Consider the following 15,349-nt stretch of genomic DNA (forward strand, 5'->3'; position numbering starts at 1 on the left):
GGATCGCGACCCCTCAATGCAAGGAGCATCACCGTGGCCCAGTTCGACATCACCCTCGACGGCAGTCCCCAGCAGGTCGAGGAGGGCACCACCGGCACCGAGCTCTTCGAGGGGCGCGGCGAGGTCATCGCCCTGCGCATCGACGGAGAGCTGCGTGACCTCTACACCCCGCTGGCCGCAGGCCAGGTGGTCGAGGCCGTGGACATCTCCAGCCAGGACGGCCTGTCGATCCTGCGCCACAGCGCCGCCCACGTGCTCGCCCAGGCCGTGCAGAAGGTGAACCCCGACGCCAAACTGGGCATCGGCCCGCCCATCACCGACGGCTTCTACTACGACTTCGATGTCGCCGAGCCCTTCACCCCGGAATCCCTCAAGGCCCTGGAGAAGGAGATGAACCGGATCGTCAAGGAGGGCCAGCGCTTCGTGCGCCGCGACATCTCCGACGACGACGCCCGCTCGGAGGAGGTCGACGAGCCGTACAAGCTCGAGCTGATCGGCCTGAAGTCCAACGCCGGGGAGGCCGCCGAGGGCGCCGCCGTCGAGGTGGGCGAGGGCGGGCTGACCATGTACGACAACGTGAACCGCCGCGGTGAGGTGGTCTGGACGGACCTGTGCCGCGGCCCGCACCTGCCCACCACCAAGCTGATCGGCAACGGGTTCGCCCTCACCCGCTCGGCGGCCGCCTACTGGCGCGGCAGCGAGAAGAACCCGATGCTGCAGCGCATCTACGGCACCGCCTGGCCCTCCAAGGAGGAGCTGCGCGCCTACCAGGAGCGGATCGCCGAGGCCGAGCGCCGGGACCACCGCCGCCTGGGCAGCGAGCTGGACCTGTTCTCCTTCCCCGACGAGATCGGCTCGGGGCTGCCGGTGTTCCACCCCAAGGGCGCCATGGTGCGCATGGAGATGGAGGACTACTCGCGCCGCCGCCACGTCGAGGCCGGGTACTCCTTCGTGAACACCCCCCACATCACCAAGGGGCAGCTGTTCCAGACCTCCGGGCACCTGGACTGGTACGCCGAGGGCATGTACCCCGCCATGCACATGGACGAGGAGCGCGACGCCGAGGGCAACATCACCAAGCAGGGCCAGGACTACTACCTCAAGCCCATGAACTGCCCCATGCACAACCTGATCTTCCGCTCCCGGGGCCGCTCCTACCGGGAGCTGCCGCTGCGGTTGTTCGAGTTCGGCACCGTCTACCGCCACGAGAAGTCCGGTGTGGTGCACGGCCTCACCCGTGCCCGCGGTTTCACCCAGGACGACGCCCACATCTACTGCACCCGCGAGCAGATGCGCGATGAGCTCACCACGCTGCTCACCTTCGTGCTGGACCTGCTGAAGGACTACGGGCTGGACGACTTCTACCTCGAGCTGTCCACCAAGAGCCCCGAGAAGTTCGTGGGCGACGACGCCACCTGGGAGGAGGCCACCCGCACCCTGGAGGAGGTGGCCACCGCCTCCGGGCTGGACCTGGTCCCCGACCCGGGCGGTGCCGCCTTCTACGGCCCCAAGATCTCCGTGCAGGCCAAGGACGCCATCGGCCGCACCTGGCAGATGTCCACCATCCAGCTGGACTTCAACCTGCCCGAGCGCTTCGAGCTGGAGTACACCGCCCCCGACGGCTCCCGCCAGCGCCCGGTGATGATCCACCGCGCCCTGTTCGGCTCGATCGAGCGGTTCTTCGGCGTGCTGGTGGAGCACTATGCGGGAGCGTTCCCGGTCTGGCTCGCGCCGGTCCAGGTGGTCGGCATCCCGGTCGCCGCGGAGTACGTGCCCTACCTCGAGGAGATCGCTGCGAAGCTGCGCACCCACGGCGTGCGGGTCCAGGTGGATGCCTCCGACGACCGGATGCAGAAGAAGATCCGCACCCACACCAAGGAGAAGGTGCCCTACCTGCTCATCGCCGGCGGCGAGGACCAGGAGAAGGGCGCGGTCTCCTTCCGCCTGCGCGACGGCAGCCAGGACAACGGCATCGACGTCGACGAGGCCGTGGAGCGGATCGTCACCGCGATCGCCGACAAGGTGCAGGTGTGAGCCCGGCCGACCAGCGCGGCGGGGAGCCCTCGCTCGAGGACGCCCGCGACTTCGCGGGCGTCCCCGACGACACCCAGCGGCTGTGGACCCCGCACCGGATGGCGTATATCGGCGGCGAGAACAAGCCCGAGGACCCGCACGACGACGAGCAGTGCCCCTTCTGCGCGGGGCCGCGCCGCAGCGACGAGGACTCGCTCATCGTCCACCGCGGCCGCGTCGCCTACGCGATCCTGAACCTCTACCCCTACAACTCCGGCCATCTGCTGGTGTGCCCGTACCGGCACGTCTCGGACTACACGGAGCTGACCGAGGAGGAGGTGGCGGAGGTCGCCGAGATCACCCGCACCGCGATGACCGTGATCCGCGAGGTCTCCGGCCCCGCGGGCTTCAACCTGGGCATGAACCAGGGCGAGGTCGCGGGCGCCGGGATCGCCGCCCACCTGCACCAGCACGTGGTGCCGCGCTGGGCGGGGGACGCGAACTTCCTGCCCATCGTCGGCCGCACCAAGGCCCTCCCGATCCTGCTCGCGGACACCCGTCGGCTCTACGCCGAGGCGTGGCCCGGCGGCGGCGGGGCCTGAGCTAGCATGGCCGAGCGCATCCGGGGGGAGCGCCGGGCGGACGGCGGGAGCCGACCGACCGCGACCGAGCACCGGGGGAGAGGCAGGGCCACGCTGTGACCAGCTCGACCGGCGCGCCCGCGCGCCAGCCCGGCCCGCCGCGGGCCGTCGGCCCCGGTGCCGCCGCCCCGGCCGGTCCCGACCCCGGGTACGGCTACGACATCGCCCGCACCGATCCCCGCGCCCCCGGCCGGCTCGGCCCGGGTGCCCCTGCCGCCGCCCGACCCCGCCGACGCTGGCTGCGCTGGGTGCTGCTGGTCGCCTCGCTGCTGGGCATACTCGCCTCCCTGGTCGTGCTGTACCTGGTGGTGATCAGGCCGCTCGGCATCGGCACCGCGCTGGTCGCCCTCACCGCGGCGCTCGTGCCGGTCGCGCTCGTGCTCGGCGCGGTGTGGTGGCTGGACCGGTACACGCCGCAGCCCCGGCTCTCGCTCGTCTCCGCCTTCGCCTGGGGCGCGATCGGCTCCGTGCTGCTGTCGCTGTTCTTCGGGACCTTCTTCGACGCCTGGATCTCCCCGCAGGAAGAGACCGAGCTGATCGACTCCTTCCTCGGCGCGACCGTGCAGGCACCGGTGATCGAGGAGACGATGAAGTCCGCGGGCCTGTTCGCCCTGCTCGTCTGGGGGCGCCGGTACATCTCCGGTCCGCTCGACGGCGTCGTCTACGCCGCCCTCATCGCGGGCGGCTTCGCCTTCACCGAGAACATCCTCTACTTCGGCAACTCGTTCCATCAGGCGCAGGCCGCCGGGACGGTCGACGTCTTCTGGCAGACCTTCTTCCTGCGCGGCATCCTCTCGCCCTTCGCCCACGTGTCCTTCACCGCCCTGTGCGGCCTCGGCCTCGGCATCGCGGCCGAGCGCCGCTCGCTGATGCTCTACTTCGGCCTGGGCCTCGGCGGGCTGTCGCTCGGGATGGCGCTGCACGCGCTGTGGAACGGCTCGAGCTTCTTCCTCCCGGTGGACCCGGAGGCGCCGCTGGCCGGGTTCCTGCGCTACTACGTCACCGTGCAGGTGCCGATCTTCCTGCTGCTGGTGGGCATCGTGCTGTTCCTGCGCCTGCGGGAGAAGCGGATCCTGCGCCGCCAGCTGTCCGAGTACGGCAGGGCGGGCTGGTTCTCGCCCGACGAGGTCGAGATGCTGGTCTCGATGCGTCGACGCCGTCGCGCCGAGACCTGGGCGGGCCGCCACGGCGCCGTCGCCCGGATGGGCATGCACGATCTGATCCGCGCCGCGATCTCGCTGGGCATGGAGCGGCACAGCGTCCTGTTCGGCCGGCCGACGGCGAGGACCCGCGCCCGCGAGCGCGAGCTGCTCGAGCAGATCACCGCCGATCGTCGCCTGATCGGTGCGCTGACCGCCCCCGTCGTCCGCGGCTGACCGCCTCGCGGGGCGCGGCCGGACGACACGGCGGGATGCGGCGGAGCCGCATCGGCGGGGACTCGACGGCGCGGTCGGCGGAGAGGCCCGGCGGTGCGCGGCGTGGAGCGCCTTCGCCGTACCACTAGGATGGTGCGGCGATCCGCCACCCCATGGCGGACCATCGGAAGGAGCGAGATGTCCGGGCATTCCAAGTGGGCGACGACCAAGCACAAGAAGGCCGTCATCGATGCCAAGCGCGGCAAGCTGTTCGCCAAGCTGGTGAAGAACATCGAGGTGGCCGCACGCATGGGCGGCCCCGACCCATCGGGCAACCCGACGCTCTACGACGCCATCCAGAAGGCGAAGAAGACCTCCGTCCCCAATGACAACATCGACCGCGCCGTCAAGCGCGGCGGCGGGCTCGACGGCGGCGGCGTCGACTACGAGACGCTGATGTACGAGGGCTACGCCCCGGGCGGCGTCGCCGTGCTGGTCGAGTGCCTCACCGACAACAAGAACCGCGCCGTCTCCGAGGTGCGCCTGGCCTTCAACCGCAACGGCGGCAACATGGCGGACTCCGGCTCGGTCTCCTATCTCTTCGAGCGCCGGGGCGTGGTCACCGTCGCCAAGGGCGAGAACACCGAGGACGACCTGCTCGAGGTCGTGCTGGACGCCGGCGCCGAGGAGATCAACGACGAGGGCGAGACCTTCGAGATCCTCACTGAGGCCACCGACGTGGTCGCCGTGCGCACCGCGCTGCAGGAGGCGGGGATCGACTACGAGAGCGCCGAGGTGCAGTTCGTGCCTACCATGCGCACCCCCGTCGACCTCGAGGGCGCGCAGAAGGCGCTTCGCCTGATCGACGCGCTCGAGGACAGCGACGACGTGCAGGCCGTCTACTCCAACCTCGACATCCCCGACGACGTCGCGGCCCAGCTGGACGAGCAGGAGTGAGCGGGCGGGACGGCGCGGTCGCGGCCTGGGCCGCGTCGTCCCCTCGGCCGCACCGCCGACGCGGGCCGCACCACCCGGACCGGGGAGAGGTCCGTTGACACCGCCGACGGCGATGCCGGGAGGGGAGGAGCGCAGATGACGACCCTGCGTGTGCTGGGGGTCGACCCCGGGCTGACCCGCTGCGGGATCGGCATCGTCGACGCGATCGGCGGGCGACGCGCTCGTCTCGTCCACGCGGGCGTGATCCGCTCGGACTCCGAGCAGCCGCTCGAGCGGCGCCTGCTCGGCATCGCCCTCGGGCTGCGCGCCGTGCTCGAGGAGTTCGCCCCCGACGCCGTCGGCGTGGAGCGGGTGTTCAGCCAGTCCAACATCTCCACCGTGATGGGCACCGCTCAGGTCTCCGGTATCGCGCTGCTCGAGGCGGCGGAGCGCGGCATCCCCGTCGCGCTGCACACCCCCTCGGAGGTCAAGGCCGCCGTGACCGGCAGCGGGCGGGCGGACAAGAAGCAGATCCAGTCGGTGCTGGTGAAGGTGCTGGGCCTGGACGCGGCGCCCCAGCCCGCGGATGCCTCCGATGCCGTCGCGATCGCGCTGACCCAGCTGTGGCGGGGCGGCGGCCCCGTGGCGCTGGATCGCACCGGCGGCGCCCGCACGAGCGCGCAGTCCGTGTGGGCCGAGGCGGAGCGCAGGGCCCGACGCGCCCGGGAACGCTCGACCTCCCGCCAGTGATCGAACAGGTGTTCTAGGGTGGTGGCGTGATCGCATCCCTGACCGGGCGGGTCGTTCGCCTCGACCTCGACGCCCTCGTGCTCGAGGTGGCCGGCATCGGCTACCTCGTGCGCACCACGCCGCAGGCCCTCGCCGCGACCCGTCACGGGGCCGAGCTCACCCTGCACACCGAGCTCGTCGTCCGCGAGGACTCCCTGACCCTCTACGGCTTCCCCCAGGCGGAGGAGGCCGAGACCTTCCGCATCGTGCAGTCCGTCACCGGGATCGGCCCGCGCACGGCGCTGGCCGTGCTGGCGGTGCTCGACCCGGAGGAGCTGCGCCGCGCCGTCGCCGAGCAGGACGTGAAGACCATCACCCGCACCCCGGGCATCGGCCCGAAGGTCGCCGGCCGGATGCTCCTCGAGCTCGGCGGGAAGCTGCCCGCGCCGAGCGAGGCCTCGCCGGAGGCGGCGTCGGCCCCGGGTACGGCCCCCGGCGGCCCCGACGCCGACGTGGTCGAGGCCCTCGTCGGGCTCGGCTGGGCGGAGAAGGCGGCGCGCAGCGCCGTCGAGGCCGCGCGCGAGGAGGGCGGGGAGCAGGTCGACGCCGCCGCGCTCCTGCGCACGGCTCTGCGCGGTCTCGGAGGACATCGATGAGCGCGCGGGCGGCGGGCCGCGAGGAGGAGCCGGCCGGCAGGTCCTTCGCCGACGGCTCGTGGGAGGCGACCGAGGACGCGCCGCACACCGTGACGAGCCCCGAGTCGATGCCGCCCGAGCGCACCGCGGAGGCCGCGCTGCGCCCGCGTCGGCTGGAGGAGTTCGTGGGACAGCAGGTGGTGCGCGACCAGCTCTCCCTCGTGCTCGACGCCGCCGCGGCGCGCGGCCGCGCCCCCGAGCACATGCTGCTCTCGGGACCGCCGGGCCTGGGCAAGACGACCCTCGCCATGATCATCGCCGCCGAGCTCTCCGCCCCGCTGCGCATCACCTCGGGACCTGCGATCCAGCACGCCGGCGATCTCGCCGCGATCCTCTCCTCCCTCGACGAGGGGGAGGTGCTCTTCATCGACGAGATCCACCGCCTCGCGCGGCCCGCCGAGGAGATGCTGTACATCGCCATGGAGGACTTCCGCGTCGACGTGGTGGTCGGCAAGGGCGTCGGCGCGACGTCGATCCCGCTGGACCTGCCGCCCTTCACCGTCGTCGGCGCCACCACCCGCGCCGGTCTCCTCCCGGCGCCGTTGCGCGACCGCTTCGGGTTCATCGGCCACCTCGACTTCTACGCCGCCGAGGAGCTGCGCGAGGTGGTGCGCCGCTCCGCCGTGCGGCTCGAGGTCGAGCTCGAGGACCGCGCGGCGATCGAGATCGCATCCCGCTCCCGCGGCACCCCCCGCATCGCCAACCGTCTCCTGCGCCGCGTGCGCGACTGGGCCCAGGTGCGCGGCAGCGGCGACCTCGACCTCGGCGCCGCGAAGGAGGCGCTGCGGGTCTACGAGGTCGACGACCGGGGCCTGGACCGTCTGGACCGCGCGGTGCTCAGTGCCCTGTGCGGCCGCTTCGCCGGCGGACCGGTGGGCCTGTCGACCCTCGCCGTCGCGGTGGGGGAGGAGACCGAGACGGTCGAGACGATGATCGAGCCGTATCTCGTGCGCGAGGGATTCCTGCTGCGGACCCCGCGCGGCCGGGCGGCCGCCCCCGCCGCCTGGGAGCACCTCGGCCTCGAGCCGCCCGCAGGGGCGGAGGGCGCCTCGCCCATGCTCGGCCGCTTCTGAGCCCGGGCACCGGCTGGGAGGACCGCGGCGGACCGACGGGTACAGTGGGGCGGTCAGTCGCCCGCGGCAGGCTCTCCCCCGTGCAGCAGCACGATCCCGAGGGGCTGTCCGTCGAGAGGAAAACCGTGGACCTCCTTCCCATCCTGCTGATCATCCTCGTGATGATGCTGCCCCTGTTCCTGCTCTCCCGCAGCCAGCGCAAGGCGCAGGCCAAGCAGCAGGAGCTCGTCAAGAAGCTCGGCGTGGGCGACGAGGTGCGCACGCACTCGGGCTTCTACGGACTGATCGTCGAGGAGTACGACGACGTGGTGGTGCTCGAGTCGGAGGACGGCACGCAGACCAAGTGGGCACGCATGGCGATCGCGATGGCCGTGGACCCGGTCGAGGACGAGCAGGGCGAGGCCCTCGAGGGCGAGACCCTGGAGGGCGAGGCCGTCGAGGGCGTCACCCCCGAGGGCGCCGACTCCCGCGAGGCGCAGGACACCTCCGCCGCCGGCCAGGTCCCCGGCGTCACCGTCGCCGACGAGGACCCCCGCGAGGACGGCTCCGCACGCGGGCGCTGACCCGGCCCGCGCCGCGCGCCCGGCCGCGCACGACGCCGCACGACCCCGCGGGGCCTCCTCGCCCCGCCCTCCGCTCCCTGGCCCGTCGTCCTGAGGAATCCCCACCATGCCTGCACGCCGCATCGCCCTGGCGACCCTCGCGGTGCTGATCCTGCTGCTCGGCGGCGGGATCGGCGCCGGGGTCTGGAAGGGTGGCTGGCAGCCCGCCCCCAAGCTCGCCCTCGACCTCGAGGGAGGCACCCAGGTCATCCTCCAGGCGCAGTCGCGCGACGGCTCCGCGATCGACGAGACCGCGATGGAGCAGGCGCGGCAGATCATGAGCCAGCGCATCAACGCGATGGGCGTGGCGGAGACCGAGATCACCGTCCAGGGCGGCACGAACATCGTGATCGACGTGCCCGGGCAGATGGACCAGGAGACCTCCGCCGCGATCCGTCAGACCGCCGCGATGTCCTTCCGCCCCGTGCTCGGCGTGGTCGCGCCCGAGGGCAGCGGCGAGGCGCTCGCCTCCGACGGCGGCGGCGACTCCGATACCGGTGGCGACGAGACCGCCGAGGAGGCCTCCGAGGCCCCCGCCGATCCCTCCCAGCAGCTCTTCTCCGGCCCGCTCAGCGACGACTCCTCGATGGCTCCCGCGACCGGGACCGGCGAGGGCGACCTGCCCTACCCGGCCTGGAGCATGGACTGGATGACCCCCGAGGTCCAGACCGAGCTGATGAGCGCGGACTGCGTCGATCCCGCCGCGCAGCAGGAGCGCGCCACGGAGACCGCCGCCGATGAGCCGATGGTCGCGTGCGCCCCGGACGGGAGCGCGAAGTACCTGCTGGGTCCCGAGGTCATCGCGGGCTCCTCGATCGAGAGCTCCTCCGTCGCCTCGGACGTCACCCCGACCGGTCAGCCGACCGGCTACTACGTCGTGAACATGTCCTTCGACGAGACCGCCGCGGAGTCCTTCTCGACCATGACCGGCGCCCTGTACAACGGCGAGGGCGCCACCGCCGCCTTCGGCATCGTGCTGGACGGGATGGTCATCTCCGCTCCCGAGGTGCAGGAGCCGTCCCCGGGCGGCGAGGCGTCGATCTCCGGCAACTTCTCCCAGGAGCAGGCGACCCAGCTCTCGGACCAGCTGCGATTCGGTGCGCTGCCGCTCGAGTTCGAGGTCGCCTCCGAGCAGCAGATCTCCGCCACCCTCGGCGCGGACCAGCTCCAGATGGGCCTTATCGCGGGCCTGATCGGGCTCGCGCTCGTGGTGGCCTACGCCTTCGCGCAGTACCGCGTGCTCGCGATCGTGACGACCTCGAGCCTGCTCATCATGGGCATGTTCACCTACGCCACCCTCACGGTGCTCTCGAACATCCCCGAGATCGGCTACCGCCTCTCCCTCGCGGGCGTGGTCGGCCTGATCGTCGCGGTCGCGTTCACCGCGGACTCGTTCATCGTCTACTTCGAGCGCGTGCGCGACGAGATCCGCGACGGCCGCGGGATCGCCGCGGCCGTGGACCACGGCTGGGAACGCGCCAAGCGCACCATCCTCGCCTCCGACACGGTCAACATCATCGCGGCCGTGGTGCTGTACCTGCTCTCCACCGGCGGCGTGCGTGGCTTCGCCTTCGTGCTGGGGCTGACCACTCTGCTGGACCTCCTGGTCGTCTTCCTCTTCACGCATCCGGTGCTGCAGGCGCTCGTGCGCACGCGCTTCTTCGGGAAGGGCCATCCGTGGAGCGGCCTGGACCCGGCGCGGCTGGACCGCGACGTGCCCGCCTACGCCGGGCGCGGACGCGTCCGCCTCGGCGAGGAGCGCGGCCGCGGCGGTCGCCGCGGCGCCCGCGCGCAGGAGGAGGCCGAGCGCGAGCCGATCGCGGTGCGCCGCGCCCGTGAGGCCCGGGAGGCGCGCGAGGCGCACAAGGCCCGTGACGGGGTCCCCGCGGACGGCGCCGCCGACGACGGCACCCCTGCCGACGAGGACACCGACGAGACCGAGGAGCAGGGCCGATGAGCACCACCTTCGCCACCTTCGGCAACGACCTCCACGCCGGCAGGCGGATCCTGCCGATCGTCTCCCGCCGACGCATCTGGTACCTGATCAGCATCGTCGTCGTGGTGCTGCTGGGCGCCCTCGCGGTCATGCGAGGGCCCAACCTCGGCATCGAGTTCACCGGCGGCTCCGAGTTCCAGATCGCCGGGGTCTCCGACACCGAGCAGTCCTCCGCCCGAGAGGTCGTGCGCGAGCATCTGCCGGACAACGAGCCGAAGGTCACCCAGCTCGGCAGCGACACCCTGCGCGTGCAGACCGAGCAGCTCGACTCGGTCCAGACGGCCGAGCTCGCCGGAGAGCTCGCCACGGCCTACGGGGTGCCCGCCGACGCGGTCTCGACCTCCTACATCGGCCCGGTGTGGAGCGGCGACGTCACCCAGAAGATGGCCCGCGGCGTCGTGGTCTTCCTGGTCCTGGTCGCCGCGATGATGGCGCTCTACTTCCGCGACCTCAAGGCGTCCCTCGCCGCGATGATCGCGCTGGGCCACGACATGCTGCTCACCGCCGCGGTGTACGGCGTGGTCGGCTTCGAGATCACGCCCGGCACGGTCATCGGCTTCCTCACCGTCATGGGCTACTCGCTCTACGACACCATCGTCGTGTTCGACAAGGTGCGGGAGAACACCGCGGACCTCACAGGCCAGCGCCGACGCACCTTCGCCGAGCTCGTCGAGCTCGCCGCGAACCAGACCCTGGTGCGGTCGATCAACACCTCCGTCGTCGCGCTGCTGCCGATCGGCTCGATCCTCGCCATCGGCGCGTTCCTGCTCGGCGCCGGCACCCTCAAGGACATCTCCCTCGCCCTGTTCATCGGGATCATCGCCGGCACCTACTCCTCGATCTTCCTCGCCCCGGGGCTGCTCGTGGACCTCCGCCGGCGCGAGGACACGATCGCCCGCCACACCGTCGCCCTCGAGCGGGCGCGCCGCGGAAAGACCGGCTCGACGTCCGAGGACTCTCCCGGGAGCCCCCGCGGGGAGGACGCCGCGACCCGCTCCGACGGCGCTGACCCCGACGCCGCGGACCCTGATGCCGCTGACCCTGCGGACGCCGACGCGGCGGAGGAGGGGGAGGGGCGCCCCCCGGAGGCCGACCCCGCCGACGAGGACGACGGCACCGTCGGCCGCGACGCCGCACCCCGCTCCGCCCGGCAGCAGCCGCGCAGGACCACCCGACGCCGACGCTCCGGCAGGTGAGGAACCGATGAACGACCCGCAGACCGCCCCTGCCCCGCTCCGCACCGCGGAGGAGATCCCCGCCGCGGCCGAGATCGAGGCGCTCCGCAGCACGCACATCGCCGAGTACCCGGACTTCCCGACCCCCGGCGTGCTCTTCCGCGACATCACCCCGCTGCTGCGCGACGCGAACGCGCTGCGACGCGTGATCCGCTACTGGACCACGCTGCTGCCCGAGGGCATCGACTACATCGTCGGCACCGAGGCCCGCGGCTTCGTGCTCGGTGCACCGCTCGCCTACGAGCTCGGCGCCGGGTTCATCCCGGTGCGCAAGGCGGGCAAGCTCCCCGGTCGCCCGGCCGGGCTGAAGTACGACCTCGAGTACGGCAGCGCCGAGATCCAGATCCCCGAGAACTCGCTCCCGGCCGGCGCGCGGACCCTCGTGCTCGATGACCTGCTCGCGACCGGCGGGACCGCCGCGGCGACGGTCGAGCTCACCCGACGCTTCGACGTCGAGCTGCTCGGTGCCTCCTTCCTCATCGAGCTCGAGGGCCTCGGCGGCCGCGACCTGCTGCCGGACGTGCCGCTGACCACTGTCTGGTCCATCCCCGACTGATCTCCGGGGCGTCGCCGTCCGCCGCCGGCGGACGCGGCGCGCACCCCAGACACCCGCGCGTAGACTGTGCCTTCCACGCAGGGAGGTGTGCATGCACGAGCGGACCGCATCAGAGCAGGCCGGGGCCGATACCGGCCCGGCCGACCAGGCCGCGCGCCCTCCCGCCACCTCGCCCGCACAGCCGGACTCGCCGCGCACCCCTTCGACCGCGCCGCGACGCTCCCGCTCGCGCCTGTCCTTCTTCGCCCCGCGCTCCTCCCCGGTGGATCCGCTGCTCGCACCGCTGCTGGAGACGATGACGGCGGTGAGCCCGAAGGAGAACCAGGAGCTGGTGCGCCAGGCGTACTCCGTCGCCGAGCGCGCCCACCGCGGCCAGACCCGCCGCAGCGGCGACCCGTACATCACCCACCCGGTCTCGGTCGCCACGATCCTCGCCGAGCTCGGCTCGCCGGCCGATGTCGTCGCCGCCGCGCTCCTGCACGACACGGTCGAGGACACCGACTACTCCCTGGACCAGCTGCGCGCCGAGTTCGGCGAGGTGATCGCCGTCATGGTCGACGGCGTGACGAAGCTGGACAAGGTCACCTACGGCGAGGCCGCGCAGGCCGAGACCGTGCGCAAGATGATCGTGGCGATGAGCCGCGACGTGCGCGTGCTGCTGATCAAGCTCGCCGACCGCCTCCACAACGCCCGCACCTGGAAGTACGTGCCGGCCGCCTCGGCGGAGCGCAAGGCGAAGGAGACCCTCGAGATCTACGCCCCGCTCGCGCACCGTCTGGGGCTGAACACGATGAAGTGGGAGCTGGAGGACCGCTCCTTCCAGGTCCTGTACCCCAAGGTGTACGAGGAGATCGTCTCGCTGGTCGCCCAGCACGCCCCGGCGCGCGAGCAGTACCTCTCCACCGTCTCCTCCCAGATCCAGGAGGATCTGAAGAAGGCGCGGATCAAGGCCGAGGTCACCGGCCGGCCCAAGCACTACTACTCGATCTACCAGAAGATGATCGTGCGGGGCCGCGACTTCTCCGACATCTACGACCTGGTCGGGGTGAGAGTGCTCGTGGACACGGTTCGCGACTGCTACGGGGTGCTCGGCACGCTCCACGCGCGCTGGTCGCCGGTGCAGGGACGCTTCAAGGACTACATCGCGCTGCCGAAGTTCAACCTGTACCAGTCGCTGCACACCACCGTGATCGGCCCGACCGGCAAGCCGGTCGAGGTCCAGATCCGCACCCGCGAGATGCACCGCCGGGCCGAGTACGGCGTCGCCGCGCACTGGAAGTACAAGGCGATGGCGGGCGGCCAGGGCGGCGGCGAGTCCGCGGCGATCACGAACGACGCCGCCTGGCTGCGCCAGCTGATGGACTGGCAGAAGGAGACCACCGACTCCGGCGAGTTCCTGGACTCGCTGCGGTTCGAGATCAACACGCAGGAGGTGTACGTCTTCACGCCGAAGGGGGACGTGCTCGCCCTGCCGCAGGGCTCGACCCCGGTCGACTTCGCCTACTCGGTCCACACCGAGGTGGGGCACCGCACGATCGGGGCGCGGGTCAACGGGCGCCTGGTCTCCCTGGAGTCCGCGCTCGCCACCGGCGACGTCGTGGAGGTCTTCACCTCGAAGTCCGCCGACGCCGGCCCCAGCCGGGACTGGCTCGGCTTCGTGAAGTCGCCGCGGGCACGCAACAAGATCCGCCAGTGGTTCTCGAAGGAGCGTCGCGAGGAGGCGCTCGAGCGGGGCAAGGAGGAGCTCGCCAAGGCGCTGCGTCGGCAGGACCTGCCCATGCGCCGCTTGCTCACCCACGACACGCTCGCCACGATCGCCTCGGAGCTGAACCTCGGCTCTATCGATGCGCTGTACACCTCGATCGGCGAGGGTCACACCGGCGCCCAGCATGTCGTCGAGAAGCTGCGCGCCTCCTTCGGCGGCGCCGACGGCGCGGAGGAGGACCTCGCCGAGATCACCCTGCCCTCGAAGGTCCGCCCGCGGGGCAGCCGTGCCGAACGGCACACGGCGGAGACGGACCAGGGCGTCATCGTGGATGGCCACGCCGACCTGTGGGTCAAGCTCGCCAAGTGCTGCGCGCCGGTGCCGGGCGATCCGATCGTCGGCTTCATCACCCGCGGCTCGGGGATCTCCGTGCACCACACCAGCTGCACCAATGCGATCCAGCTTCAGGAGCAGCAGCCTGATCGCATGGTCGAGGCGAGCTGGTCCGGGCGGCACTCCACCGCCTATCTCGTGCACATCAAGGTCGAGGCGCTGGACCGTCCCCGACTCCTCACCGATCTGGCGCTGGTGATCTCGGAGCAGCAGGTCAATCTGCATTCCGCCTCGGCGCAGTCGAACACGGACCGGCTCGCGACGACCTTCTTCTCCTTCGAGCTGGCCGATCCCGCGCACCTCCAGTCCGTGCTCGCCCAGGTCAGGCGCGTCGAGGGCGTCTACGACGTCTACCGCGTCACGGCCGACGGCCGACCCGTCGGCCTCGGCGCACCGCTCACGGCGAGCTGAGAGGCCCGGTCCGCTCCGACCGTGCTGTGATCAGCGGACCCCGGAGGTGCGTCCCCGCCAGCGGCCGCACGGTGGGCGGCTGCTCCTGGGCCCGTCGCGGCCCGCACCGTCCGGTCCCGTCCTGCTGTGCCGTGTCCGACCGCGCTGTGAGCGGTGTGAGCGCCCGATCCAGCCGCTCCCGGGCCTCCTGCACGCCGGGATGCCGGTGCAGCCGGTGCAGATGCGCGCGCAGCTCCTCGTGCTCCACCAGGCCCGCCCGTTCGAGCCGCCGAAGCAGTGGGCGGGCGATCGCCTCGGGGCTGAAGCGCAGCAGGTCCGAGGCGGTGCGGCGGGGCGTGGTCACGGGCGCGCCGCCGACGGTGTCGATGTCGCCCGGGCCGAGCCGGGCATGGCGCTGGACCACGCCGGCGAGGATCCCTCGGTGCGCGGGGGAGAGCAGCTCGAGCGGTGCCGGCGGCCGACCGCCCAGATGCACCCAGGCGGCGCTTATCCCGGCGATCACGTGATGGGACTGCAGGTGCTCCCCGAGGGCGCAGCCGAGCGCCAGGGCACGGCGCACCGAGGTCCCGAGCAGATCCGGGGGCAGGAACACCCCGGGCAGCAGTCGGATGATCTCCCCGCGGGCGACCATCGCGGCGGTGGTCGGGGTCTCCTCCCAGCGCTGCAGCTCGGCGCCGAGGGGGAGGGCGAGATCCGCCGCGTGATGGGACCAGGCCGCGCACAGCCCGATCGGGCGCAGCCTCACAGCTGGGGGCGGGCGGTCGCAGGGCGGGGGAGCGTCCTGTGCGGGGGCGTCGGCGAGGAGCTCGCGCAGCACGGGGTCCGCCAGGGCGCCGCTGAGCGCGGCGTCGACGGGCACCCCGGGGGCGGGCGCGGTGAGGGCGGGCGCGGCGGCGGCGAGGGTCTCCATGCATCGACCCTGGCCCCCACCGGTCCGCACGGCAATGCCCCGCCCGTCCCTGTGGACGAGCGGGGCATTGGGGAGGAGAGGTGCGCGGCGCCGGCTGCC

Annotated in this window: 13 protein-coding genes; 12 read left to right on the forward strand and 1 reads right to left on the reverse strand. The window is 72.2% G+C overall.

What is annotated here, in order from left to right:
- Nucleotides 1–33: 33 nt before the first annotated feature.
- The 12 genes from thrS to L3K22_RS11475 all read left to right on the forward strand — a co-directional run bounded on the left by thrS (nucleotide 34) and on the right by L3K22_RS11475 (nucleotide 14,340).
- A complete protein-coding gene (thrS, locus tag L3K22_RS11420) occupies nucleotides 34–2,034 on the forward strand; it encodes a threonine--tRNA ligase (protein WP_263311473.1) in 2,001 nt (666 codons plus the stop codon).
- Entirely contained in the window at nucleotides 2,031–2,615 is a 585-nt protein-coding gene (locus L3K22_RS11425) for an HIT family protein (RefSeq protein ID WP_263311474.1), read from the forward strand. Before thrS ends, L3K22_RS11425 begins: the two co-directional genes overlap by 4 nt.
- 95 nt (nucleotides 2,616–2,710) lie before the next feature.
- Nucleotides 2,711–4,030, forward strand: a complete 1,320-nt coding sequence (locus L3K22_RS11430) for a PrsW family intramembrane metalloprotease (protein WP_263311475.1) — start codon at nucleotides 2,711–2,713, stop codon at nucleotides 4,028–4,030.
- Between the two features lie 177 nt (nucleotides 4,031–4,207).
- Nucleotides 4,208–4,966, forward strand: a complete 759-nt coding sequence (locus tag L3K22_RS11435; protein WP_263311476.1) for a YebC/PmpR family DNA-binding transcriptional regulator — start codon at nucleotides 4,208–4,210, stop codon at nucleotides 4,964–4,966.
- Between the two features lie 135 nt (nucleotides 4,967–5,101).
- Complete coding sequence (ruvC, locus tag L3K22_RS11440; RefSeq protein WP_263311477.1) at nucleotides 5,102–5,695, forward strand: crossover junction endodeoxyribonuclease RuvC; 594 nt, start codon at nucleotides 5,102–5,104, stop codon at nucleotides 5,693–5,695.
- Nucleotides 5,696–5,721: 26 nt separating this feature from the next.
- Nucleotides 5,722–6,330, forward strand: a complete 609-nt coding sequence (ruvA, locus tag L3K22_RS11445; protein ID WP_263311478.1) for a Holliday junction branch migration protein RuvA — start codon at nucleotides 5,722–5,724, stop codon at nucleotides 6,328–6,330.
- 107 nt (nucleotides 6,331–6,437) lie between these two features.
- Nucleotides 6,438–7,442, forward strand: a complete 1,005-nt coding sequence (gene ruvB / locus L3K22_RS11450; protein ID WP_263311490.1) for a Holliday junction branch migration DNA helicase RuvB — start codon at nucleotides 6,438–6,440, stop codon at nucleotides 7,440–7,442.
- A gap of 80 nt (nucleotides 7,443–7,522) precedes the next feature.
- Nucleotides 7,523–8,005: a preprotein translocase subunit YajC gene (gene yajC, locus L3K22_RS11455; RefSeq protein ID WP_263311479.1), complete on the forward strand. Its 483-nt coding sequence runs from the start codon at nucleotides 7,523–7,525 to the stop codon at nucleotides 8,003–8,005.
- Between the two features lie 106 nt (nucleotides 8,006–8,111).
- Complete coding sequence (secD, locus tag L3K22_RS11460) at nucleotides 8,112–10,001, forward strand: protein translocase subunit SecD (protein WP_263311480.1); 1,890 nt, start codon at nucleotides 8,112–8,114, stop codon at nucleotides 9,999–10,001.
- Nucleotides 9,998–11,236, forward strand: coding sequence for a protein translocase subunit SecF (secF, locus tag L3K22_RS11465; RefSeq protein ID WP_263311481.1), 1,239 nt, complete (start codon nucleotides 9,998–10,000; stop codon nucleotides 11,234–11,236). Before secD ends, secF begins: the two co-directional genes overlap by 4 nt.
- 7 nt (nucleotides 11,237–11,243) lie before the next feature.
- Nucleotides 11,244–11,831, forward strand: a complete 588-nt coding sequence (locus tag L3K22_RS11470) for an adenine phosphoribosyltransferase (protein WP_263311482.1) — start codon at nucleotides 11,244–11,246, stop codon at nucleotides 11,829–11,831.
- 91 nt (nucleotides 11,832–11,922) lie between these two features.
- Complete coding sequence (locus L3K22_RS11475; protein WP_263311483.1) at nucleotides 11,923–14,340, forward strand: RelA/SpoT family protein; 2,418 nt, start codon at nucleotides 11,923–11,925, stop codon at nucleotides 14,338–14,340.
- Here the strand turns inward: L3K22_RS11475 and L3K22_RS11480 are convergent.
- The gene (locus tag L3K22_RS11480; RefSeq protein WP_263311484.1) at nucleotides 14,327–15,250 is read right to left on the reverse strand and encodes a hypothetical protein; all 924 of its coding nucleotides are present in this window, start codon (nucleotides 15,248–15,250) and stop codon (nucleotides 14,327–14,329) included. The two genes, L3K22_RS11475 and L3K22_RS11480, sit on opposite strands and share 14 nt — an antisense overlap.
- Nucleotides 15,251–15,349: the final 99 nt, after the last annotated feature.

This window comes from Brachybacterium atlanticum, assembly GCF_025669985.1.
GTDB classification, from domain to species: Bacteria; Actinomycetota; Actinomycetes; order Actinomycetales; family Dermabacteraceae; genus Brachybacterium; species Brachybacterium conglomeratum.

What these genes read in the sequence shown, in the direction of transcription:
- secD (WP_263311480.1), top strand. Translation starts at nt 8,112, where the DNA reads ATGCCTGCACGCCGCATCGCCCTGGCGACCCTCGCGGTGCTGATCCTG.
- L3K22_RS11475 (WP_263311483.1), top strand. Translation starts at nt 11,923, where the DNA reads ATGCACGAGCGGACCGCATCAGAGCAGGCCGGGGCCGATACCGGCCCG.
- secF (WP_263311481.1), top strand. Translation starts at nt 9,998, where the DNA reads ATGAGCACCACCTTCGCCACCTTCGGCAACGACCTCCACGCCGGCAGG.
- ruvC (WP_263311477.1), top strand. Translation starts at nt 5,102, where the DNA reads ATGACGACCCTGCGTGTGCTGGGGGTCGACCCCGGGCTGACCCGCTGC.
- L3K22_RS11480 (WP_263311484.1), bottom strand. Translation starts at nt 15,250, where the DNA reads ATGGAGACCCTCGCCGCCGCCGCGCCCGCCCTCACCGCGCCCGCCCCC.
- ruvB (WP_263311490.1), top strand. Translation starts at nt 6,438, where the DNA reads ATGCCGCCCGAGCGCACCGCGGAGGCCGCGCTGCGCCCGCGTCGGCTG.
- L3K22_RS11470 (WP_263311482.1), top strand. Translation starts at nt 11,244, where the DNA reads ATGAACGACCCGCAGACCGCCCCTGCCCCGCTCCGCACCGCGGAGGAG.
- L3K22_RS11435 (WP_263311476.1), top strand. Translation starts at nt 4,208, where the DNA reads ATGTCCGGGCATTCCAAGTGGGCGACGACCAAGCACAAGAAGGCCGTC.